Origin of the sequence: Spirosoma sp. KCTC 42546 (genome assembly GCF_006965485.1) — a bacterium.
In the GTDB taxonomy this organism is placed as follows: domain Bacteria; phylum Bacteroidota; class Bacteroidia; order Cytophagales; family Spirosomataceae; genus Spirosoma.
The window spans coordinates 5,599,227-5,621,692 of record NZ_CP041360.1; the positions used below are offsets into that span (position 1 = coordinate 5,599,227).

General features: G+C 44.3%; 20 protein-coding genes. 10 read left to right on the plus strand and 10 right to left on the minus strand.

Going from position 1 to position 22,466, the window contains the following annotated elements:
• The first annotated feature begins 129 nt into the window (after nt 1-129).
• The 4 genes from EXU85_RS23020 (at nt 130) to EXU85_RS23035 (ending at nt 2,281) form a co-directional block, all read left to right on the plus strand.
• Nucleotides 130-321 carry a hypothetical protein gene (locus EXU85_RS23020; RefSeq protein WP_142774338.1) on the plus strand — a complete coding sequence of 64 codons (192 nt, stop codon included), beginning with the start codon at nt 130-132 and terminating at the stop codon, nt 319-321.
• 60 nt (nt 322-381) lie between these two features.
• Nucleotides 382-930, plus strand: a complete 549-nt coding sequence (locus EXU85_RS23025; RefSeq protein WP_246859207.1) for a hypothetical protein — start codon at nt 382-384, stop codon at nt 928-930.
• A gap of 508 nt (nt 931-1,438) precedes the next feature.
• Nucleotides 1,439-1,672, plus strand: a complete 234-nt coding sequence (locus tag EXU85_RS23030) for a hypothetical protein (protein ID WP_142774339.1) — start codon at nt 1,439-1,441, stop codon at nt 1,670-1,672.
• A 114-nt stretch (nt 1,673-1,786) separates the two neighbouring features.
• On the plus strand, nt 1,787-2,281 hold the full coding sequence (locus tag EXU85_RS23035; protein WP_142774340.1) for a hypothetical protein: 495 nt from the start codon (nt 1,787-1,789) through the stop codon (nt 2,279-2,281).
• Nucleotides 2,282-2,503: 222 nt separating this feature from the next.
• Here the strand turns inward: EXU85_RS23035 and EXU85_RS23040 are convergent, their stop codons facing one another.
• Nucleotides 2,504-2,665 (minus strand): lmo0937 family membrane protein, encoded by a 162-nt coding sequence (locus EXU85_RS23040; protein ID WP_142774341.1) that lies wholly within the window; start codon nt 2,663-2,665, stop codon nt 2,504-2,506.
• A 440-nt stretch (nt 2,666-3,105) separates the two neighbouring features.
• Between EXU85_RS23040 and EXU85_RS23045 the strand changes: the two genes are divergently transcribed.
• From EXU85_RS23045 to EXU85_RS23055, 3 genes are all read left to right on the plus strand, one after another.
• Nucleotides 3,106-3,681 (plus strand): hypothetical protein, encoded by a 576-nt coding sequence (locus EXU85_RS23045; protein ID WP_246859208.1) that lies wholly within the window; start codon nt 3,106-3,108, stop codon nt 3,679-3,681.
• 1,092 nt (nt 3,682-4,773) lie between these two features.
• The gene (locus EXU85_RS23050; protein WP_142774342.1) at nt 4,774-4,980 is read left to right on the plus strand and encodes a hypothetical protein; all 207 of its coding nucleotides are present in this window, start codon (nt 4,774-4,776) and stop codon (nt 4,978-4,980) included.
• Nucleotides 4,981-5,459: 479 nt separating this feature from the next.
• The gene (locus EXU85_RS23055; RefSeq protein ID WP_142774343.1) at nt 5,460-7,034 is read left to right on the plus strand and encodes a VCBS repeat-containing protein; all 1,575 of its coding nucleotides are present in this window, start codon (nt 5,460-5,462) and stop codon (nt 7,032-7,034) included.
• Nucleotides 7,035-7,057: 23 nt separating this feature from the next.
• Here the strand turns inward: EXU85_RS23055 and EXU85_RS23060 are convergent, their stop codons facing one another.
• The 7 genes from EXU85_RS23060 to EXU85_RS23095 form a co-directional block, all read right to left on the minus strand.
• Nucleotides 7,058-8,224 (minus strand): glycoside hydrolase family 43 protein, encoded by a 1,167-nt coding sequence (locus EXU85_RS23060; protein ID WP_142774344.1) that lies wholly within the window; start codon nt 8,222-8,224, stop codon nt 7,058-7,060.
• 319 nt (nt 8,225-8,543) lie between these two features.
• Nucleotides 8,544-8,975, minus strand: a complete 432-nt coding sequence (locus EXU85_RS23070) for a thioesterase family protein (protein WP_142774346.1) — start codon at nt 8,973-8,975, stop codon at nt 8,544-8,546.
• A 336-nt stretch (nt 8,976-9,311) separates the two neighbouring features.
• Nucleotides 9,312-9,704 (minus strand): hypothetical protein, encoded by a 393-nt coding sequence (locus EXU85_RS23075; protein WP_142774347.1) that lies wholly within the window; start codon nt 9,702-9,704, stop codon nt 9,312-9,314.
• A gap of 191 nt (nt 9,705-9,895) precedes the next feature.
• Nucleotides 9,896-13,222, minus strand: coding sequence for a PAS domain-containing protein (locus tag EXU85_RS23080; RefSeq protein WP_142774348.1), 3,327 nt, complete (start codon nt 13,220-13,222; stop codon nt 9,896-9,898).
• Between the two features lie 253 nt (nt 13,223-13,475).
• On the minus strand, nt 13,476-13,853 hold the full coding sequence (locus tag EXU85_RS23085; protein WP_142774349.1) for a VOC family protein: 378 nt from the start codon (nt 13,851-13,853) through the stop codon (nt 13,476-13,478).
• Between the two features lie 204 nt (nt 13,854-14,057).
• A complete protein-coding gene (locus EXU85_RS23090; protein WP_142774350.1) occupies nt 14,058-15,590 on the minus strand; it encodes a glycoside hydrolase family 32 protein in 1,533 nt (510 codons plus the stop codon).
• An 18-nt stretch (nt 15,591-15,608) separates the two neighbouring features.
• The gene (locus EXU85_RS23095) at nt 15,609-16,505 is read right to left on the minus strand and encodes a carbohydrate kinase (RefSeq protein WP_142774351.1); all 897 of its coding nucleotides are present in this window, start codon (nt 16,503-16,505) and stop codon (nt 15,609-15,611) included.
• Nucleotides 16,506-16,858: 353 nt separating this feature from the next.
• Between EXU85_RS23095 and EXU85_RS23100 the strand changes: the two genes are divergently transcribed.
• From EXU85_RS23100 to EXU85_RS23110, 3 genes are all read left to right on the plus strand, one after another.
• Nucleotides 16,859-17,956 (plus strand): Nif3-like dinuclear metal center hexameric protein, encoded by a 1,098-nt coding sequence (locus EXU85_RS23100; RefSeq protein ID WP_142774352.1) that lies wholly within the window; start codon nt 16,859-16,861, stop codon nt 17,954-17,956.
• Nucleotides 17,957-18,071: 115 nt separating this feature from the next.
• Nucleotides 18,072-18,827, plus strand: coding sequence for a zinc ribbon domain-containing protein (locus EXU85_RS23105; RefSeq protein WP_111349440.1), 756 nt, complete (start codon nt 18,072-18,074; stop codon nt 18,825-18,827).
• Between the two features lie 88 nt (nt 18,828-18,915).
• Complete coding sequence (locus EXU85_RS23110; protein ID WP_142774353.1) at nt 18,916-20,379, plus strand: tetratricopeptide repeat protein; 1,464 nt, start codon at nt 18,916-18,918, stop codon at nt 20,377-20,379.
• 63 nt (nt 20,380-20,442) lie between these two features.
• On the opposite strand, the gene EXU85_RS23115 is transcribed toward EXU85_RS23110, so the two are convergent.
• Together EXU85_RS23115 and pgk are read right to left on the minus strand one after the other, a co-directional pair.
• The gene (locus EXU85_RS23115; RefSeq protein ID WP_168207853.1) at nt 20,443-20,928 is read right to left on the minus strand and encodes a hypothetical protein; all 486 of its coding nucleotides are present in this window, start codon (nt 20,926-20,928) and stop codon (nt 20,443-20,445) included.
• Nucleotides 20,929-21,197: 269 nt separating this feature from the next.
• Nucleotides 21,198-22,385, minus strand: coding sequence for a phosphoglycerate kinase (gene pgk, locus EXU85_RS23120; RefSeq protein ID WP_142774355.1), 1,188 nt, complete (start codon nt 22,383-22,385; stop codon nt 21,198-21,200).
• Nucleotides 22,386-22,466 lie beyond the last annotated feature (81 nt).

The window sequence follows — 22,466 nt, forward strand, 5'->3', positions numbered from 1 at the left end:
AACCCAAATAGCTCCTCGAACATAAAATCATTTAGCCCGTTTGGAAGTTTATAACAGAACCTATTAACACGACCGCCAGAATTGGGCTACTGATTCGTACCAGCGGCACTAAACCCTAGTTTTACAACTATGGAGGGACTATCTGATCAACTACCACCTAACGAGGATCAACCCTCTGCTCAGCAAGGAAATGTTGATGCCGCCAACGATTTTCTGTCCACCTGCGACCGGTTGTCAACGGGTTACGATAGTGGATTTTACTGGGAGGACGTGCAACGGGCTTTACGCATTGCCTCAGGTTTAGAGAAATGGCCTGATTGATATCTGCAAAATCTATCCCTGACAGGGCATTGCCACTGTGCTTGTTTATACTAACTCAACATGCAAACTGCTTACGTACGATTACTTAGTGTACTCTTAGTAGTACTAACTGCTGTCGGCCAACTTATGGCTCAGCAGACAACCGATGTACGCCAGGTTCGCTGGGGCTTTTCACCAAAGCAAGTCAAGCAATCCGAATCCGTAAAACCTACCTCCATAAAGCGTGACAAAGTCGTTTATTCGCGCGTACCCTTGGCTAATCGGACAGTTGGCCTTGAGTATGAGTTCAACGGAGATTCGCTACTGTCCGCTACGTATTATTATTACACAACCCCTGCCATTACCGAGGCAGATGTACAAGCCGCGTCGGCTGAATTAGAAGCTTTGTTAACAGAAAAATATGGTCCTGGAAAAGTAGCTCAGGTGGGTGAACTCAGAACCGTAAACTGGCTGACACCAAGAACGCAAATTCGCCTGGCACTTGGCAATATAGACAGGGGCTGGTCTTTAGAAATCGGGTACCTATGTCGGGTTTGTGCGGGAGATCCCAAAACAACTGTACAACAGAAAGTCCCCTGGAAAGCCCGAAAAGACATTAAGGATTTATAACCGATCCTCCAGGCGATAACGCATAAAAACCGCTTACTAAAAAAAGGCTAATCAACTAGTTTCGGTATCTCCAGACATCCATTCAACCAGAGGTTTAACATGAGCGGGTAGGTTACTATCCATGCCAATTAATTTATCCACTATCTCCAAAGCCAGGTTAGTTGGAATTGCTGAATAAAGATTACTAATTTCCATACCCTAAAAAAATCTTAGTAGCTCAGGTAAATTTACAACAGATAGGCACATAGTACATGTACCTTAACTCCTTCAATTCTGTAGAAAATAGTACCCACATGCTAAGCGAAGCATGATAGGCTAGCTGATTTTCAATAAATCGTGAGGCCACCCACATTAACTCGAAAAGTGGCTATACACTGCACAGACGCCCATTAGGCTCCATACAAGCGTAGCAAGTTAACTCGTGTAGCCATCTACGTATTCCTTTGGCAAACAAATTGTCTATACAGATCGATACCACCCCGCTCGATACGGCCAAACCTATACTTCAATGAAGCCTACCACCCTTAAAACGCATATGCGGCAGCCAGTACTTATTCTTAGCATCCTTGTCGGAAGTCTGATCGGTTTGTTTTTATACTGCGCAGCGCTAATTGACTGGGTACAGGATTACAAAACAGGGATTTACGCCCAAAACCAGCTCGAAGCGATACTCGAAACATCGGGTGTTCTGCTGTACTCCTACGCTGGTTTTCGATTTCTTCAATGGAGAGTACGATTATAAGGCTACCCAATCAAGCGAATTAACCCGGCTCAAGGATCAAAGTAATGGGCTAATTACCAGGCATTCTGGTTCCCGATTCTATCTATTCTATGTGATGAAATACGATTCTATGTGATGAAACACGATTTACGCACACTAACCCTTTTTCTAGTTACCTTACTATTGTGCACGTTTACTCGCGCTAAAGGACAGTCTCTTCCAGTTTCTGAAGCCCATACAATCTTCATAACTACGAATTTAGCTGACAATCAGGCTTACATCGCCATTGGGAAGGTGCTGACAGAGCAATCTATCTTATTTTCAGTCACTAGCGATGGCATATTAATTAGTTCGCAGGGGAATACGTTTACTGATAACCAGGACGCCATTTTTGTTGGTCAATTAACGGTTACAGGCGGATTGGTAAAGCTAACCGGTCAAATGCGTACACCTTCAAAAGCCAATAGTAATGACCCAAGTGATAGTAAAGTCGTACCTATTGGGTATCAGAAAAGCAAAACCTCGGTATCAAAAGCAGGATTTATTTACATGAATGAATTGGCAAAAAAGTTAAAACCCGTTCTTCATGGCGTAATTCGTTATAAAGCCCAGAAAGGTACTATGTCTTGAAAAATAAGTTAGTTGCTTACTAAAACAGGCGAATAATCTTGTAGTTATCTGGCTATATTCATAGAATTAGGGGGTTGTATTTTATAAATTAGTTATAAAATACAACCCCCTAATTCTATGAATATAGCCAGAAGTTCATCAATAAAAAAGTCACCGTCGGTATGGTTACCGACGGTGACTTTTTTATTGATGAACTTAATAATTCTTCGAAAGCATCATACGTTATACGCTTCTGCCCTGAATCAGACGCAAAATTATTGCAATAACTGCAATAACTAGCAGGATGTGAATTATGCCACCCATGCCGAAGCTATTAAAGCCTAAAAAACCTAGTAGCCAAATGATGATAAGTACCACCGCAATGGTGTATAATAGATTGCCCATGTGTTTATTACTTTTAATGATAAATTAACTTCAACTTATAGCATAAACTATCCTTATTTGAATATGTTATAAAAATTAGTAATTCTATTGTCTGAACTCAATTAAAAAACAAATATTTTGTACAGAACAGTGCATTTAAGTAGCTGCCAGCACGAATACATAGCATCATTAATAAACAAATATAAATTCATTAACATTTTCTCATATTACTTTTTACAATTATCTGTTTTAGCAGGTAATTAAACTAAATAAGCTACATCTACTCTACTTCTGTCTTTATAGGCTATAATCATGGCACAAATCCTTTTTAATTAACTTTTTTTTCTGTTTTTAGCTAACAAACTAACCAGTTTGCTGTTACTACCAATAGTAACTTTTTTATTCATTAAAAAAAATCATTTACTATGAGAATGTTCTCCAAACTTCTGGTAGCAACTCTTATGAGCACAGCTATCTTTTCGTCTTGCAGCCGTCCTGTTGCTTATTTTCAACCTACCGCACGTGAACAATTTAAATCGGCTCAAACCAATGTAGCGGCACCATCAGTTGAAGTAACTCAGCCAGTCTTAGCACAAGAATCAGTAACTACACAACCTGTTGTCTCAGCTCAGGAAGTGGCAGCTCCCCAACAAATTTCACAAGCGAAACAGGCTGTTAGTCAGTTAGAAACGTATGTTCGAAACGACAATACACTGGCATCAAACAAGAAATTAGTTAAGCGAATGAATCGGGTGAATGAATTATTGTCATCATCTAAAGCTCAGACTGCTTTATCATCAAAGACTGCCTCTGCGCAAAAAACAACACTCATGCAGCGCGTGATGTTGAAGCAATTAGATAAGAAGATAAAAAATCATTTGTCTCCTGAGAAAACAATGGCCAAATCTGTTCTGACAATTGGCTTAATTGTTGCGATCATTGGCCTAATACTTTTACTTCTTAACGTTGCTACGCCACTTGGTTTAATTGCTTTAATTGTAGGTTTAGCCCTTGTTCTCGTTGATCTTCTTCGATAATCAACGGAGTTAAATTACTGCTATAATTAAATAGGCGTAGAAAGCTAGCTTTCTACGCCTATTTAATTATAGGCCAGCTATGGTAAAAAGCGTATTTACTTTAAAGACAAATCCAGGAGTTAGCTAAATCTTGCAATAGACAATATCTATACAGTTTACCTTTCTTATTCAGCAATTAGTCAGGTTGATAGACGAGTAAGTCAACGACAAAATAAGCTATAGCCTATACTATATAATACGCATAGTCTGTATACTATTATTTATACAGACTAATTATATATAAGAATAGAAATTGCGTAGAGTACCGTCTGCTAGCTTCCACTTTCCTGATCAGTAGCGTTAATCCGGTACTGCCTAAACTAGCCTATTTTAGAAGGTATTTATATAGTTTCCCTGTTATTTATACTTCGTTTTAGCGTAATAAGTTGGTGAAATTGATTTTCTTATAACAGTAATTGACAAAACAAATACCTAAATAGTTGAGCTTCAGGGCTGGCCTTACAGAAGCAAAGTAAATAAGAATGAAAAACGAATTTCTTTGTACTGAACTACCAGAAATCACTTTATTGAAATAGTGCTCAACGTGACAAATAAAGCCGGATAAACTCTCAAGCTGTCCCTGATTTATAGTAAAATTTCTTATGAAACACTGATCTAGTAAACTAACGATAGAAAACAACGCAGCTCTATAGAATTTCAACTAATTGACAAGACGAGTTTACCTGATTGTTCCTTCGCAACTAAACAAGGCAATTGACCCGCGGCTTTCTACACAACTAACGTCTCTGCGCTATTTCATTCTTTATAGGAGAGCCATATAGTGTAATCTGGCCGCTAGCTAAAATCAGGCCACTTTAACTTTCATGGGCTGCTGTAGCAGTATCCTATAGGAGAGCTTCTGTCTGGCATTTCCTTCCCAACCTAGCCCAATAGCCTTAAAAACGCCTTAATTCATATGATTGAGCCGTCAATTGGTTAGCTAAACCGGTCAGAATCAACTGGACGGTCATTTTTAAGAAAAAAAACAAAATTATTTTCCTTAAAGTGGCGTAGATTTTGTGATGGAGTATATACTATTCATCAGGAGAGACTATGGACATTCACGCCTACCAGCGCCTTAATTTTAGAGAAGAGAGTTCATTTACGTATCGCCGTCGGCTTCAGGCTTTTGCTATTGCCAATCGCTTCCCCAGAGCAAGTAATTATATCTATGTAGCCGATCAAATAGTACATCTTGGCTTAATCAGCGAGTTTAAACAGTTTAATCCGGCTTCGGAGATTAAACAATGGGATGAGTAATCAAAACTCGTTCGTTTTCTGATACCTGGTAGATGAGTCATCAATCCAGATAGTAATTAAACAGCTTGAAAAAGGCTTTCGGAAATCTCACTCCTAAACGGGATTCATAAATCAGTTGCAATTTGTGGTTAACAACTCAAAGGCATTGCAATAGCCTAGTTCGTAGACTCCCTCCCAATACCGCTTCCAGGGATTAGTTGGCTACTCCTCCAGTTTCTACTGATAAGACAGCCCACAAAAGGGTTAGCTTATTTCGGTGGGGTCATTTGGTCATACACTACTACAGACACAATCCGACCAGCAGGATATCTGCCAGGTGATAGGTACATTTGCCAACTTGATGAAAGCCTCCAACTTGCAAAAAGTGGTCATGGATAGTTTGGTTCATAGACACCAAATTAACTACATCAATCATCAGCCCGGTTCATGCAGTTGCCCTGTCTGTTATTTATTGATCGCTCGAATTCTGTTTTTTACGTATGAGACCACTGATCCCATTTTGTATCTTACTATACCTGCTTAGTTCATGTACGGAAAAAAAGCAAAATGAAAAACCTGAATTTACCGATATACCTGCTTCGCAACTCGCTGGAAAAGAGCTGTCGATAGCGCACTGCAGCCGGTGTCATGCGTATGTGAGCCCCGAATTACTAGCAAAATCGAATTGGAGAGATGTGCTTCCTGCTATGGGCCATCGGATGGGCATATACAGTGGCGGAATCAGACCCGACAGTTTGTTTGATGAGGGCGAAAGCGGCTCTATTGTGCGTGATGCCAATATCTTTCCAGAAAGGCCAGTTCTGGCAAAAGAAGATTGGCGTAAACTAGTGGACTATTACATTGAGCATGCACCAGACACCCTCTTACCTCCCCTTCGCAATCATAAGATCAAGTTAGGACTAAAGCATTTCAGCTACAAAGAAACCTCCTTCTCCAATCAGCCAGCATTGACCACACTGGTCAAAATTCTTCCTGATAATCGAGGTATCGTGTTTGGTGATGGCAAAAGTAGACGCAATAACTTAACAGTTCTAACCCCCGATCTTCAGGAGAATTATAGTATCAGGTTGCCCTCAACACCTATTCATTTTTATGAGAAATCAAACGAGTTATACCTGACTACGATTGGGAAGGGCGTTTTTCCAACCGATGCAGCGAATGGAGCCATGCAACGATGGGTGAAAAGTGGAGCGGAGCCAGGCTATAAACTAGAGAGTATTGCTATTCCAACGTTACGTCGGCCCGTTTTTATGGCATACGGTGATTTGAATAAAGATGGATTTGAGGATGTAGTGGCCTGTGAATTTGGCAATCAAACCGGGCAATTGGCCTGGTACGAAAATAACGGGAAAGGGGGGTATGAAACAAAAATTCTGCGTGCAAAACCCGGTGCGAGCACTGCGATAATTAAGGACGCCAATAACGATGGGCTACTGGATATTTATGTGCTCATGGCGCAGGGCGATGAGGGTATTTTTCTTTATGAAAATCAAGGATCGGGCAAATTCAAGGAAAAACGATTGCTATCTTTCTTACCCCTAAATGGGTCTCAACACATTGAATTGGCCGATTTTAATAAAGATGGGTTTGATGATATCGTATATACGTGTGGAGACAATGCAGACAAAACACCGATATTAAAGAAGTATCACGGTATTTATATTTTTCTGAATGACGGGAAATCCAACTTCAACCAATCGTACTTCTACCCATTGAATGGCGCCTATAAGGCAATGGTGCGAGATTATGATTTGGATGGTGACCTGGATATAGCGGCTATTTCGTTTTTCCCAGACTACCTGCGCTATCCAGAGGAAAGTTTTATCTATTTGGAAAATAAAGGGAAATTAAAATTTGACGATTACTCATTTCCCGAAGCCTCGAAGGGAAGATGGGTCGTAATGGATGCGGGCGATATGGATGCCGATGGAGATATTGACCTTGTGTTGGGGTCGTTTGTCTATTTTATACCACAAGGGGATACCACTGGACTCGGCAAAAAATGGCTATCAACCGGCCCCTCTGTCATTGTTTTGAAAAACACCATTCGGTAGTTCTGACGCAACTCCCACCGTCATCAATGGGTATTAGCTACGGCCGATACGCCGGAAGGCAGTTTTTGAGGTGTAGTAGTAGGGCCTAGGATCGTGATACGTCCGTTTTTCACCTGCATACGATCAATACATACAACCCGTTCGGTGCCGGATTTGGCAGTTCTTGCGTGGTAGACGCAGAACATTTCTTTGCCGTCTGGCGAGTAAGCAATGCTGTTATGACCCGTGCCTGTTACGGAGCCCCCTTGATCGGTATTTTTTTGCAATACCGGATTATTAGCCGCTTTCTTGTAAGGCCCTAATGGCGAGCTGGACGTAGCGTACCCAATGGCGTAATACTGACCGCCGAAGTGATTAGCCGAGTACATCATGTAATACGTGTTGTCTTTTTTAAATGCAACCGACCCTTCCGTCCAACGGCGGTTCACTTCGCGCGACGTAACGGACCGACTTTCCCATTCGGCCTGTTTATCGCTAAGGCCAACGGGTGGTCTCAATAGTAAAACCGGCTCACCAATGACTCCTGAAAAATCTGGTTTGAGTTCGATGCCGTACACCCAACTCTCTTCAATTTCGTTGAACCATCCTTTTTGCCGGGCTAGATCGGCCACTTCACTTTTTACCGGATGTTTGTAGCAGCAACGCGAAAAATACAAATACGCTTTGCCATTGGTATCAAAAAAAACATTGGCATCAATGATAGGATAGCCAGGATCAAAAATTGGTTTGTTAGTCAGATCAATAAACGGGCCGGTAGGCTTGTCGGCCACGGCCACGCCAATACGGAAATTTTCCACTTCCTGAGTCGGATTTACCTGCCATTGTGCACTGTAAAACAGGTAATATTTCCCCTTTACTTCATACACCTCGGGTGCCCAATAAGCACCGCCCCACTTCGCTTTTGGGTCGCTCCAGCCATTTCGGTTATTATGAAAATACACCTGCCCCTCTGCCTTCCAGTTCACCATATCTATTGATGAATAAGCAGCAAACCCTTTATCTGCACCACCGCCCGTTCCATACATGTAGTAGGTACCCTTGGTGTATAAAACGTAAGGATCACCAAATTGGACTGCTAGAGGGTTGGCATAAGTGGCTTTGTTCGTGGTAATGCCTTGTACTGTCTGAGCCCTTGATTGGGTTAAAAACAAAGAAATGAATAAGCAAAACAGCAGCAATATTTTTTTCATGGTAACGATCTTTTTGAACTTGAGCCACCCGTCAAACGCCTTCTTGATAGGCTCGTCTGACCAGGAAAGGCATTAATGGGTTGTAGGCTACTAATTAAAAGTTGGGCCTAGTTTAAAACGTTCACATCTGCCCTACCTGAGTGCCCTGAATCCGCCGATGCAATCTGGAAAATCGATTTTAATTTCCAATACCCGTCCACTGAAATCTGTACCATACGGGCCTTTCCTACGGTTTCGGATGGGAATTGAGCAAGTCCATTATGCTTAAAACCGCCCATAGTGTCGTTATCAAGCATGCGTCCGGCGAAAAGGCCAGCCATCAACCAAGAATGGTCTGTAATATATTCCGGAGCGGTTCTGGCAAGGGAGTAGGACGACGGGTATTACGATCCACATACACATGGACGAAGTGGCCCTGAGCGGTTGCATAATCCTGGTCATTTTTAAAAATAGCCAGTTCATACCGTACACTGGAATTGCCGATATGAGTAACCGCCAGTCCAACTGTTATAGCTTCTGGGAAGGAAACAGAACTGAAATAAGAACACTGAGTTTCGACTACTAACCCAATAACAGGGCCTGCTTGTATATCAAGAGCCTGATTTACGATTAGAAACTGATTGACAACGGTATCAAACCAGCTATAATAAACAACATTATTGACGTGTCCATACACATCATTGTCCATCCATCGAGTCATAATGGATTGAAAGTAGTAGAATTCACTACGGGTTTTGGCTAGGGTACGCATCGGTTCAACGCTGGAATTACAAGAGTTAGGCAACCGGTCAACATGCGACCAGCTTTGGTCTAATGTTACAAAAAAGACGTCATCCAACTATAATTTTATCATGCAGACACTGCCCGTCGTTCCGTCCAGTGTAGTCTACCCACTACTAAAGTGGAAAATAATGCCACTTCTGTTACAGCCTGCACAATAAAGAGGCCATACCTACGTTTTTAAATTGTTATGTTTCTTAAGCCTCAGCCGTTGAACCGCTGAGGCTTTTTTTGTTCATAAAGCTAGATTCTGCTCATTGAGGGTAACGCTTACACGTAATCATTTTTTAAAATCTGCCGATACTCCTTATGAACTAGAGAGCGAAAGCAAATGAAGCCGCGATTGTGCCTGATTGTTTAATTGATTTATCCGTAACGTATGATGAGCCAGTTTTCTGTACTGCTCCTTCGTTGTCTGTTTCTGGGCTTTATCTCCCTGACTTACATCCAGAAACAGTTCTTCTAAAGTTGCCTGCATAGCAGAAACCAAATCAACTAATTGATTTACAGGACATTGCCCTAAATACATAGCACCTGCCTCAGTCAATTGGTCAGGATCTGTCGCTTGGTGAATATAGGCAGATAACTCTCGGTAATTAGTATATAGATTGGCAACTGCTTCTGTCCACTCAGTTACTACCTGCTCAGGGTTGAAATCATCGGATGAACTTAAATCATCTCCGGATAGATGATTAGTCATTTTGAACGTTTGTTTAACTCTTAGCTATATATAATGGCCAAAAGTTAAACATAAAATTGACTTAATCAATCCATAATGCATTCTAATCAGTTTTTTTGTTCCTTTTAAGACGCACTTTGGTTATCTATAATTAGCTCCTCAACCTAGCTTTGTTACCTACGTTATTTGTAGTGATGGTCACTAACTACCTCTTATACCGGCAAATAGATGCTGAATGTAGCACCCCGACCAGGCTGACTCGTAGCCGTAATAGCGCCACCATGATTAGCAGCCACTTTTTCACAGATAGCCAGCCCAATACCTGTCCCTTCAAACTCTCTTTTGCTGTGTAACCGTTGGAAGACCTGAAAGATGCGGTCGACATACTTTTGGTCAAACCCAATTCCGTTATCGGATACATCAATACGATGATAGGTAGATGTAATCCGGGTTGGCTTAACTAATGCGGGCAAATTTAACGCGCTCACTCGCTCCGTTGATACCCGAATTATAGGCGTGAGGTCTGGCTGGCGAAACTTCAGTGCGTTACTCAATAGGTTCTGGAACAACTGCCCTAGCTGCGAGGAGTCGCCCGAAATAGTGGGCAGAGGATCTACCATGACTACGGCACCCGTTTCCTGTATTCGAAGATCTAAGTCCGTCAGAACCGAGTGGAGTACATCAGACAGAGATACCCGTCCACTGGCGTCACGCTGGGTTGAAATGCGGGAGAAGCTCAGCAAATCCCGAATTAATCTCGACATCCGGCTAGCAGCCGACTGCATGCGCTCCAGATAAACGCCTTCATCGCCCGATAGACCCGTATAACGTGTCTTCAACAAATCACCGAATTGCTGAATCTTACGCAAGGGCTCCTGTAAGTCATGACTTGCGATATAAGCAAACTTCTCCAGGTTTTCATTCGAACGTTTTAGATCCTGGATAGAATCTTGCAATTGCTGGGTTCGCTCCTGAACCTGGGCATCTAATTCAGCGGATAGTATTCGATAGCGTTCCTCGCTTTCTTCTATTTTTTGTCTTGCCAACACCTGCTGGGTAACATCAGTAGCAACCACTAGTACGCCCACAATATCCTTTTTATCAGCCACTCCATTGAACTCTACCAAAGCGTCATGGCTAACATTATCCTGAGGCTGGTAGGTTAGATCTACATATATAGTTTCTAATTGATTCTGGCGGACAATTTCTACGGCAACTTCCTTAGCTACATAAGGGACTCCAGTAGCCATTACCTGGTTGAGCAACTGGTCGAAACCTTGCCCAACCAGTTCCGGTAAGGCTTCCAGCAAGGGTTTGCCAATCAACTCTTTGGGCTTCCGGCCAACTAACTCCCCATAAAAGGGATTAGCCAGGCGAAAGCGAAGGTCATCACCACTAATGATCGCAATAGCCACTGGCGATTGCTCAAAAGAAGCCAGCATCTGTCGCTGGCTTTCCTCAATTTGCTGCTGGGCAAGAACTTGCCGGGTCACATCAACAGCCATATCCATGATGCCATAGACTTCACCAGTCGTATTACGTAATGGTTTATACGTAAAATCGAAATAATAAGTATCCACCACTCCATCGACCGCCAATTCGGCACGTGCTCCTTTTTCTTCGTAGGTCTTGCCGCTGGTGAATACCTCGTCAAGTATCCTTAAAAAAGGTTGGCCTACTAACTCAGGAACAGCTTCTCGTAAAGGGTAGCCTAGTGCAGACTGACTCTTTCCCCAGTAACCGAGCATAATTTCATTTGCCACCTCTATCCGCATATCCCGACCCACAAATAGACAGGTAGCAATGGGAGCTTCTTCAATTAACGCACGGAATCTGGCTTCACTTTGTTGCAACGCTTCACGACCAGCCACCAGTTCTTCAATATCAAGACAGAATCCTGCGTAACCCGCATAGCTACCATCATCCTGATAATAAGGGTCACCGGCTGCCTGGCACCAGACAACGCGTCCATCCCCTTTTTTAATTCGGAACAAAACATCGTAATGCGCCCGTGTTCGAATAGCGGCTAAAAATGCATCAATACTTCGCTGTCGGTCTTCATCAATAATTACGTTGGTCCAACCTGCCCCCAAGAGGTCATTGTAGGGCATACCCGTCCAGTCAACCAAAGTTTTATTCAGGTAGGTAACTCCCCCTGCTTCATCCGATAGCCACAGACCAGTTGGTGAACTGTTGGTTACGTTACGAAATAACGTATCGCTCTGGTGTTGCGCCTGCGCAAACCGTTCTTCGGCTTCCAGAAGTGCCTGACGTTGCTTTTCCTGTTCCGTAATGTCGCGTACCGTCCCCGAGTAAGTGATGGGATTTCCCACTTCATCGTACTCCAATCCACCCATTACACTGACATGGTGAACCGACCCATCCTCCCAAATAACCCGGATTTGGTAATAGAAGTCGCCCGTTTGCGCCCCCAATTTATTAGCGACTTCTCTTAACGGTAGATCGTCAGTATGCACATAATTGGTAAAGTCTTGTCGGGTAAATCCTTTTTTCGTGGCATCGCCCGTTATAATAGCGGCATAAGCGGGCGAATACGCTATTTTCCCAGTTGCTAAATCAACGCGAAAAAGGCCAATACCTGCGCTTTTTATAGCAAGTTCGGCCAGTTGTTCAGCAGTTGCGGTTTCTTCCTGTGCTTTTCGTTCGCTGGTTATATCCTGCAAAGTGCCGTTAAATCGGTATGCTATCTTCTGCTCTGTAAACCAGGTTTTTCCTTTTGCCCGAACAATTCGCTCGCTTCCGTTCACAGGATGCACGATGGTATAGTCAATCGCATAGCGCCCCCCCGATCTATAATCTAATGCCTGCTCAATCGCCTTAATCACCCGTGGGCGATCTTTGTCGGCAATAACTTCTGTTGCTTTTGACAGGAGCACTTCATCGTCTGGTAAAAGACCAAACCAATCTTTCAACCGAGCATTTGCGGTAAACTTATTTGTCAATGGATTCAAATCCCAGGTACCTAACTCGGTGGCCTCAATGGCAAACTCTAACAGGTCTTTACTTTCCTGCAAATGCTGAACACTAACTATTTTTTCTGTTGTTTCTGTACAAGTAACCAAAACCCCGGTCGGTTGGCCGGACTCATCTTTTACAGGGCTGTAACTAAAGGTCCAATAAACGTCTTCTAACTGGCCATTGCGATAAATAGGTATGAGTTGGTCTTCACTCCAGGTAGCTTCTCCTCCGGCCAGTACCTGATCAATTAAAGGCTTAATGGTAGGCCATATTTCTGGCCAGCATTCGGCTCCGGATTGCCCAAGCGCTTTAGGGTGTTTTCCATTGTTTCCCAGACTAGGGCGGTAGGCATCGTTATAAAACTGAATAAGCTCAGGCCCCCACCATAGGAACATGGGAAACTTTGAGGTAAGTAATATACTCACCGTAGTCCGCAGGCTTTGTGGCCAATGGTCAGGAGAACCCAGTACTGTGGTTGACCAATCGTAACGACGGGTAAGTTCGCCCATCTCCCCACCTGCCTGTAAAAAAGGGTAATGATTCGCCGTAGAGGTATTCAATACGAAAAAGTTAATGATTACTGCAAGTTAACCAGATAGCTTCATCAAGGTTCTAAATATGCCCAAAAAGCTCTTATCGGCCAAAGATGTATGAACAGGAGATTCGGTGTATTGCCGTTGGCACGGCTTATGTAAGCCCAGTAACGAATAAGGGGTGGAACAATGTCCACCCCAATCAGCTGTTTTCTGAACTAGTTTAACAGTAAAACGGCTCAATTTCATGAGCCTAACATAGGTTTTATTCTACCCTATATTACCTCTCTTCCAGTACCGACAAAATGTTTCCGGCGGGGTCCTTGAACCAGGCAATAGTAGGGCCGTATCCGCGAGAAATCCCTTTTTCATCTGTTTTGATTTCGCCCTCGTAGTGCTCAAACTGAACGCCGAGCGCTGTCAGTTCATCAACTGTTTTGTCAACATCTGCCACGGGGAAATTAAGAATGGTAAAAGTAGCAGGGGTGTGATTGGGCTTTGGATAGATCAGAATAGTAGTCCCCCCACTGATATGTAGCGATAGCAAACCCATCGCTTCCTCGGTTACCTTCAGCCCCAGAGTTTGTTGATAAAACGCTTTTGCCTTTTGCAGATCATCTACCGAAAACCCACTGAACGCTTTGGTGTTCTCAAACATAGTTTTGTTAGTTAAACGTTGATAGATAGCCGATTTCGCTCATTACGCCAGATAGATCAAGCGTCGGCAACTCACGTTTATCGGCTAACAAATCTAGCTGTTTCAATCTAACAACAGCGGGGGTAAACACGTCAATTGCCGGTCTAATTGCGACAAGTTTTCTGTGTTACGAACGCAAATTCAACCCCTTTATCGAACGCTTTTTTAGAGACCACTCTTACCAGATGAGTTCAATTTGGTATAGATCAAATTTGTTAACGAAATGCCCTTAGTCGATTTAATAGACAGTTTATTCAGCTCCTTATCCGAAAAAAAGATATCGGTCATCACCGTAAGGCCACTATCAGCAAATAATTCAACAGAGGCCACATCAGCCAGAAGGGTAAGTGATACTTTACTAGCTGACGACAAACGCGGAGCCGTATGACGCTTCCCAAACCCTTTTTCAAAGTCCGTTTTTCCGGAATGGCTGCGGTCGATATAATAAACATTGGCTCCTTTATCGTAGCCAATAGTCAATTCATTACCCTGTTCATTAGTCAACACAATGGAAAAATCATTTGTGTTTTGCGTAGACAAATCCAGCTTGAATAAGCCCGTCTCATTTTTGGTTTTAGCCGTCAGGTCATACTGTCCTTTTACGGTCTGATTTTTCAACACAAAACGTTGGCCACTAAGTGCATCCAGTTCGTTTACAGGTTTGGATGTCAGGAATAGCTCCTTATTAACTTCGTTCAGACCAAGTTCACGGGGCACTGTATTGGCACTGCGCCAGGAGGAAGTAGGTACTACGGTTGCGTACTGCCAGTTACTCATCCAGCCCATAAGAATGGTACGATCACCCGTATTAGCGAACGTGACGCCAGCATAATTATCGGCTCCGAAATCCATCCATTTCGTGTCTTTGGAGTAGGGTTTAAACGTTGAACCGTCGAAGTCGCCGACAAAATATTGCGTAGCTGAGCCACCATTGGGGCCGCCAGGGTTGATGCTAACCAGTAACACCCACGTTTTCTTGCCGTTATGATCCAGCGGGAACAAGTCCGGGCATTCCCAAACGCCCCCGTGCGCGCCCAGATCATGGCCAAACTCGCTTTCCTTCGTCCATGTTTTCAGATTAGGCGAGGAATAAAACGTGACCCGATCTTTGGTGGCCAGCGTCATAACCCACTTTTTCTGAGGAGCAAACCAACGCACCTTTGGGTCACGGAAATCGGTAATGCCGGGATTCGGCAACACCGGATTACCAGCGTATTTCGTCCAAGTTTTCCCCTCATCGAGGCTATAAGCCAGACTTTGGTACTGAAACCTATCTGACTTCTGCTTCTCTCCTTTAGGATCGTGGTGCGTAAATATGGCGACTAACGGTATTTGCCCATTCTTGCCAAAGCCGCTGGTGTTGTTCACATCCACAACGGCACTGCCCGAAAAAATATACCCTAAACTATCCGGATAGAGAGCAATGGGTTGCTCCTGCCAGTGAACCATATCTTTACTGGTAGCATGCCCCCAATGCATCGGGCCCCATACCGTGGCGTCAGGATAGTATTGAAAAAACAGGTGATAGGTACCCTTGTAATACACCATCCCGTTCGGATCGTTCATCCAATGCGCTTTGGGCGTAAAATGATACTGGGGACGATGGGGCTCGGCATTCGTGGTGGCACGCGTCTGCTGCCCAACCGAATCAAAACCAAGATGGAGCAACAAAATAACGCCAGCGAGCAGCTTATGCATAAAACAGGAAGTAAAGCATTAAACAGAAAGTGAGGTCTTTTTCAGGAAATCCTGAATGGTAGCTTCCGAAAACAAAGGAGTTGCCCCTCGCTGGGTTGCTACGTAGGCACCCGTGGCACAGGAAAACTCTAGCGTCTTTTGAGGACTTTCGCCCTGTAGCGTTTTGTAAAGGAAAGCAGCCAGAAAGGCATCCCCACTCCCAATGGTGTCCTCAACCTCGACCGGAAAACCGGCCTGCTGAATGAAATCTGCTTTGTCCAGAAGAGCCGCTCCTTTTTCGCCGAGGGTTACGCAAAGCGTTTCCAACTGGTAGCGCTCGCATAATTGGTACATGGCCTTTTGAAGATCAGACTCTTGTCCATACCAATCCGACAATTCAATCAGTTCATGCTCGTTCAGTTTGGCAATATCGGCCTGATGCAACAATTCTTCTACCGTAGTTCGCTCGTAGTGGGGTGCCCGCAGGTTCACATCGAACACTTTACGCGGTGCCACTTCCAGCAAAGCCAATAATGTTTCGTGCGTTTGTGGACTACGGGCCGCCAGACTCCCGTAAACAAATACATCGCTTTTCCTGACCGCTTCGAGCAGCATGGGCTCCAGAAAAATATAATCCCAGGCTACAGGCTGTACAATTTTATAGGTCACCTCGTTGGTATCCGATAAGTTGGCTTTGGCAATCCCAGTCAGGTGAGTTTGGCCGATCTGGACCAGATCGAGCGGGAGCTGTTTTTCGGCTAAAAAATTCAGGAGTTCCTGTCCTAAATCGTCACTACCAACTCGACTGATAAGTTGTGCATTCAATCCGAAATTGCGGAGGTCGGCAGCCACATTCATAGGAGCACCGCCGGGTTGCCGACTGGTAGGTAGTACATCCCAAAGTATTTCGCCGAAACAGGTTATTGTTGATGTCATAATAAGGCTGGTTTAGTAAAGACAAAAATTAAGTTAGGCAATTGTTTACTCATGGCTGAGTCAACACCAGTCGGCAGGCGATTGATTTCCAGTCAAACTTAAGCCCTATACACGGCCAACAAACTTCGAGAATCGTTCAAATTCTTTTGCTTGTGCACAGACCCACAGTACGCTATCAATCAGGCAATTGCCTAATGGCGGCTTCATCCCACTTTCGATTTTGTTCTATAAAATTTCAATTATGTCTCAGTTGTTTAGTAAAGTTCCGACGTTCTATTCCTGCTACCCGATAAAGGTCGTTACTTTTGCAAAAGCCCTGTTAGCAGTTATCCAGGCAAGTCTATACCGTGAACATGACCACAATCCGCCATCTTACTTCATACCTCGAATCCGTTGCCCCCCTCGCCTACCAGGAATCTTACGATAATTCAGGCTTGATCGTAGGCGATCCATCTACCGAAATTACGGGCGTGCTGGTGACGCTGGATACTACCGAGGCCGTTGTGGACGAAGCCATTGCCAAAGGCTGTAATGTGATTGTAGCCCACCACCCGATCGTATTTAAAGGGTTAAAAAAACTGAATGGCAAAACCTATGTGGAGCGAACCATTATTAAAGCCATCAAGCATGACGTAGCCATTTATGCCGCGCATACCAACCTAGACAATGTAACAGGGGGCGTTAATTTTAAAATTGCAGAGAAACTTAAGCTACAGAACGTTCGTGTGCTGGCCCCTAAAATACAGGTGTTAACTAAACTGGTCACCTTTGTTCCGGTAGCCGATACCCAGCGCGTACTGGATGCACTCTATGCAGCAGGGGCCGGTCAACTGGGCGATTATAAGAACTGTAGTTTTCGGGTCGGGGGAACTGGCACATTTCAACCTGGTGAAGGCGCTCAACCGGCTATTGGTACCGTAGGTGAATACCACGAAGAAGCCGAAAATCGAATCGAAGTTATCCTGCCTACTTATTTACAAGGACAACTTCTGGCAGGGCTGCGACAGGCCCACCCCTACGAAGAAGTAGCCTATTACCTGACTCCCTTAGATAATCAAAACCAGGAAGTTGGCTCAGGAGCGGTGGGGGAACTGGCCGAACCAATGGATAGTTCCTTGTGGCTTTCGTACCTAAAAGAACAAATGCAATTAAACCTGATCCGGTACACACCCCTGCCTGATCACCCGATCAAACGCGTGGCGGTATGCGGGGGTGTTGGCAGCTTTTTGTTACCCGATGCCCTCCGTGTCGGAGCGGATGTATTTGTCACCGCCGACTATAAATACCATGAGTTTTTTGATGCCGACGGGCGCATTAGCATTTGCGATATTGGACACTATGAAAGCGAGGTCTTTACGAAAGAATTGATTTGCGGGCATTTGGCAAAAAAATTCACTACTTTTGCGGTAATTTTATCTGAAACGGACACGAATCCCGTTCGATATTTTTAATGAATAATGTATAGTGAATAATGTAAACCCTGAATTCATTAACTTTCAGATAGTTAGCATAAATCTCATTATACATTAAACATTATTCATTATACATTAAAACACAAATCTCCGAATGGAACTGACGATTGCGCAAAAATTAGACGCTCTCCTGAAACTACAATCTCTTGATTCTCAACTGGATGAACTAATCAAAATTCGCGGTGGATTGCCTGAAGAGGTCCGTGATCTGGAAGATGACATCGCTGGCTTCGAAACCCGGATTGGTAAGTTTCAGAGCGAAATCAAGACATTAGAAGAAGAAATTGAGCGCAATCGCGTTGCTAAAAAAGATGCCGAAAAGCTGATCACCAAGTATAAAGATCAGCAAATGAACGTTCGGAACAACCGCGAGTTCGACGCTATCTCCAAAGAAATTGAGCTTCAATCGCTTGAAATCGAATTGGTTGAAAAGCGGGCAAACGAAGCACAGTTCCGTGTTCGGGGCAAAGAAGAAGAAATCAAAACGACTCAGGCTGCCCTGAACGAACGAAAAGAAGACCTGAAAGCAAAAAAACAGGAACTCGATCAGATCACTTCAGAAAGCCAGGAAGAAGAGAAAGAGATCATTAAGCAACGCGATCATCAGGCGACGACCATTGAGCCACGTCTCCTGAATTCATACAACAAAATTCGCGGTAACGCCCTCAATGGTCTGGCCGTTGTGATGGTAAAACGCGGTGCCTGCGGTGGCTGTTTCAACGTGGTGCCTCCCCAACGTCAGGCAGACATTAAAGACAAGAAGAAAATTATCGTCTGCGAACATTGCGGCCGTATCTTCGCCGATGTTGAAGGCGTTCCCGAGCCTGCTCCAACGGGCCGTGGTCGGTAGATTCACGATGTCATTACGTGAAAAAGGTCGTCAGTTGGCGACCTTTTTTGCTTTTCTGTAGTGTTTAGGGCTCGAACCACCCGGTACGATGCGTTATTTATTCATTTTTCTGCTGTCAATCAGTACCGCCAGTGCCCAGAACTTTACATGGACACCCGGTATGCAACGTGCCTATGCCGAGCTGCAAAAACTAAAAGTCAAATCGGCCCAACAAACGCTGGCAACTGAGCCAGTACATAACGGTGTCCGTATTTTCCTGGACGATTATACCGATATGCTTATCCTGGCTACCTCCGATGATGACCAGGCTTTTTCTACCCTAAGCGATCGCGAAGACGAGCGTCTGGATGCCCTAAAGGACTTAGACGATACTTCGCCCTGGCAACGGGTATTGTTGGCCGAGGTACGTTTACACTGGGCCTTTGTAAAACTTAAATTTGGCAAAGAACTGAGTGCCAGCTGGGATGTTATTCGGGCGTATAAGCTGCTTAAGGAAAACCAGAAACGTTTCCCCAATTTCCTGCCAACTTACAAATCGCTGGGTACGCTGCATGTGATGATTGGCTCCGTACCCGATAATTACGTTTGGGTGGCTAACCTACTGGGCTTACACGGTAATGTTAAACAAGGACAGCAGGAATTACTGCGGGCGCAACAGGACCCCACTTTCCGGCTCGAAGCCCGACTCATAGACCTCATGGTACGGGCTTATGTGCTAAAACTTACGGATGCCGATGGGCAGACCTTGAACCGATTAGTGAATGATAACGAGGACAACCTTCTTCTTCACTTTTTCGGGGCTACGATCGAACAGAAAAGCGGACATAGTGAGCAGGCGCTGGCTTATCTGACGAAACGGCCTACAGGACCGGCCTATCAACCTCTGCCCGTTATTGACAATATTCTGGGCGACATCTATATTCAAAAAAGTGATTATGCAACGGCAACGGCTCATTTTAAGCAGTTCCTCGCAGCCTACAAAGGCCAGAATTTCCTCAAGGATACCTATTACAAACTATTCCTCTGCCAATGGTTAGCCAGCGACAAAACCGATGCACAAACCCGCCCGCTTCTCCAAAAAGTCCTGACCGTCGGCCGTACTACGGTCGAGTCTGACAAAGCGGCCCAGAAGTTTGCCGAAGCCTATCTCAAAAAGGGAACATCGCCCAATCAAAAAATTCTGATGCGGGCACGGCTGGCTTCGGATGGTGGCTTTACCGATAGTGCGCTGGCTTACCTTCACCCGTTCAACGACGCCAGATTTCCAATAACGACTGAAAAAGCCGAGTACAATTACCGGATGGGGCGTATCTATCAACGCCGAAACGAACCCGATACAGCTATCCCCTACCTTACTCGTGCCCTGACGCTCAGCGAACCCGATCAATTATCCTTCGGGGCAACAGCGGCTTTGCAATTGGGTTATATCTATCAACAAAAAAACGACCGAGCGCACGCCCGATCGTTTTTCCAGAAAGCCCTTGGTTTTAAGCACCACGAGTATAAAAACAGCGTGGATAATAAAGCGAGAGCGGGGTTAAGTAGTTTGTAGAAACGCAATACATACGCCATATCTCTGAAGATATGGCGTATGTATTGCGTTTCTACAAACTACTTAACTTTCAATAATCAAATCACTAATCGACCTTGATTCATAGGCATTTTGATGAAAATATTGATAAGCTTCATTCCCGCCAAACCAGTCAAGTACCTGACGTTTCATTAATCGAGTTGGCGTAGGATTCATCATTTTCTGATATGAACTATACGGGTAATCTGTGAAATCTGTACAAATGCCATGAGTTTGTGGATTTTGATGAATATAGGCAATTAACGTAGTCAGGTATTCATCTGAATCAACCTGTTTGCGTCTAAAATTCTTCTGAAATAAGCTACCGGTGCCTTCTTGCTGAACTTTAACCGATTTGGCATAAGACACAAAAAAACGCCGAAATTGCTCACTAATAATGCGTTCTGGCGATGTGATCAGCTCTGTACCATGCTGGAGCGTTTGGTCTGTCTTAGGTAAATCTGTAAAATTTCTAATCCGCACTAACAAGTGAAAATGGTTCGGCAACAGGCAAAACGTATACGTCTCCAAATAAGCACTAAGGTATAAATCGTATTTCTGTAGAAAGTATAGATAATTACGATGTTGAAAAAAGAGATTATCCCCGTTGTTGCCACGGTTATAAATATGATAAAAACAGTCTTCCAATAAGGGCGGATAATATTCCTGACGATGAGATGACACAGCAGCATATTTTGTCTGCAAACTATAAAAAATAGAGACATAAGACAAAAACATACGCCATATCTCTGAAGATATGGCGTATGTTTTTGTCTTATGTCTCTATTTTTTATAAGCAACTACTCCAGTGCCGCTACACCCGGCAGCACTTTGCCTTCCATATACTCTAGTAAGGCACCTCCACCCGTAGACACATAGCTAACACGGTCTCCGTAACCAGCCTGATTAACGGCAGCCGCAGAGTCGCCACCACCAATGAGCGAGAACGCTCCGTTTTCTTCAGTTGCCTTCACGACAGCCTCAGCAATAGCATTGGTGCCTTTCGCAAAGTTCTCAAACTCAAATACGCCCATTGGACCATTCCAGAGAACCGTTTTTGACTTTGACACAACATCCTTGAATAACTCAATCGTTTTAGGACCAATGTCCAGTCCCTGCCAGCCATCCGGAATCTGACCCGTATCTACCACCTGCCGGTTGGCATCGTTCGAGAACGAATCAGCGCAGAGGTTATCAAGTGGCATGTAAATTTTCACGCCTTTCTCTTCCGCCTTTTTTAACAACTCAAGTGCTAGTTCCTGCTTATCAGCTTCGAGTAGCGAGTTCCCGATCTGGCCACCCTTGGCTTTTGTGAAGGTGTACGTCATACCACCACCAATAATGAGGTTGTCGACGTTGTCGAGCAACTTCTCGATAATCAGGATCTTATCCGAAATTTTAGCCCCACCCATGATTGCCGTAAATGGACGCTCGGCATTGCCCAGCACTTTTTTGGCGTTCTCCAATTCGGCTTCCATGACGTAACCAGCTACGCGATCAGTAAAAAACTGACCCATTACCGCAGTACTGGCGTGGGCACGGTGCGCTGTGCCGAAGGCATCATTGACCCAAACATCGCCCAGGCTGGCGAGTTTTTTAGCGAACTCTACATCGCCCTTTTCTTCTTCTTTATAAAAACGAAGGTTTTCGAGCAGCAGGATTTCTCCAGGTTTCAGACTGGCCGCCAGCTCAGTAGCCGATTGCCCAATGCAATCGTCGGCAAATTTTACCTCCCGGCCAAACGCTTCTTTCAACGCAGGCAGCAAATGTTTGAGCGAATATTTCTCTTCAGGACCACCTTTTGGCCGACCCAGGTGCGACATCAGAATGGCCGAGCCACCATCGTTCACAATTTTCAGAACGGTTGGAATGGTGGCTTTAATACGAGTGTCGTCGGTGATATTGTACGCCTTATCAAGGGGCACGTTGAAATCTACCCGAACGAGGGCTTTCTTACCAGCAAAATTGTAGGAATCTACGGTTTTCATGCGACTGCGTATGGTCGTTGGTTTTCGATGCCAAACTTAGCGGTTTTTCGGCAGACGCGAGTGGGAAGTTTATGATTACGC

Bases quoted from the DNA above. Each gene is read 5' to 3' on its own strand.
- EXU85_RS23020 (WP_142774338.1), top strand. From the start codon at position 130: ATGGAGGGACTATCTGATCAACTACCACCTAACGAGGATCAACCCTCT.
- EXU85_RS23025 (WP_246859207.1), top strand. From the start codon at position 382: ATGCAAACTGCTTACGTACGATTACTTAGTGTACTCTTAGTAGTACTA.
- EXU85_RS23030 (WP_142774339.1), top strand. From the start codon at position 1,439: ATGAAGCCTACCACCCTTAAAACGCATATGCGGCAGCCAGTACTTATT.
- EXU85_RS23035 (WP_142774340.1), top strand. From the start codon at position 1,787: ATGAAACACGATTTACGCACACTAACCCTTTTTCTAGTTACCTTACTA.
- EXU85_RS23040 (WP_142774341.1), bottom strand. From the start codon at position 2,665: ATGGGCAATCTATTATACACCATTGCGGTGGTACTTATCATCATTTGG.
- EXU85_RS23045 (WP_246859208.1), top strand. From the start codon at position 3,106: ATGAGCACAGCTATCTTTTCGTCTTGCAGCCGTCCTGTTGCTTATTTT.
- EXU85_RS23050 (WP_142774342.1), top strand. From the start codon at position 4,774: ATGGACATTCACGCCTACCAGCGCCTTAATTTTAGAGAAGAGAGTTCA.
- EXU85_RS23055 (WP_142774343.1), top strand. From the start codon at position 5,460: ATGAGACCACTGATCCCATTTTGTATCTTACTATACCTGCTTAGTTCA.
- EXU85_RS23060 (WP_142774344.1), bottom strand. From the start codon at position 8,224: ATGAAAAAAATATTGCTGCTGTTTTGCTTATTCATTTCTTTGTTTTTA.
- EXU85_RS23070 (WP_142774346.1), bottom strand. From the start codon at position 8,975: ATGCGTACCCTAGCCAAAACCCGTAGTGAATTCTACTACTTTCAATCC.
- EXU85_RS23075 (WP_142774347.1), bottom strand. From the start codon at position 9,704: ATGACTAATCATCTATCCGGAGATGATTTAAGTTCATCCGATGATTTC.
- EXU85_RS23085 (WP_142774349.1), bottom strand. From the start codon at position 13,853: ATGTTTGAGAACACCAAAGCGTTCAGTGGGTTTTCGGTAGATGATCTG.
- EXU85_RS23090 (WP_142774350.1), bottom strand. From the start codon at position 15,590: ATGCATAAGCTGCTCGCTGGCGTTATTTTGTTGCTCCATCTTGGTTTT.
- EXU85_RS23095 (WP_142774351.1), bottom strand. From the start codon at position 16,505: ATGACATCAACAATAACCTGTTTCGGCGAAATACTTTGGGATGTACTA.
- EXU85_RS23100 (WP_142774352.1), top strand. From the start codon at position 16,859: ATGACCACAATCCGCCATCTTACTTCATACCTCGAATCCGTTGCCCCC.
- EXU85_RS23105 (WP_111349440.1), top strand. From the start codon at position 18,072: ATGGAACTGACGATTGCGCAAAAATTAGACGCTCTCCTGAAACTACAA.
- EXU85_RS23110 (WP_142774353.1), top strand. From the start codon at position 18,916: ATGCGTTATTTATTCATTTTTCTGCTGTCAATCAGTACCGCCAGTGCC.
- pgk (WP_142774355.1), bottom strand. From the start codon at position 22,385: ATGAAAACCGTAGATTCCTACAATTTTGCTGGTAAGAAAGCCCTCGTT.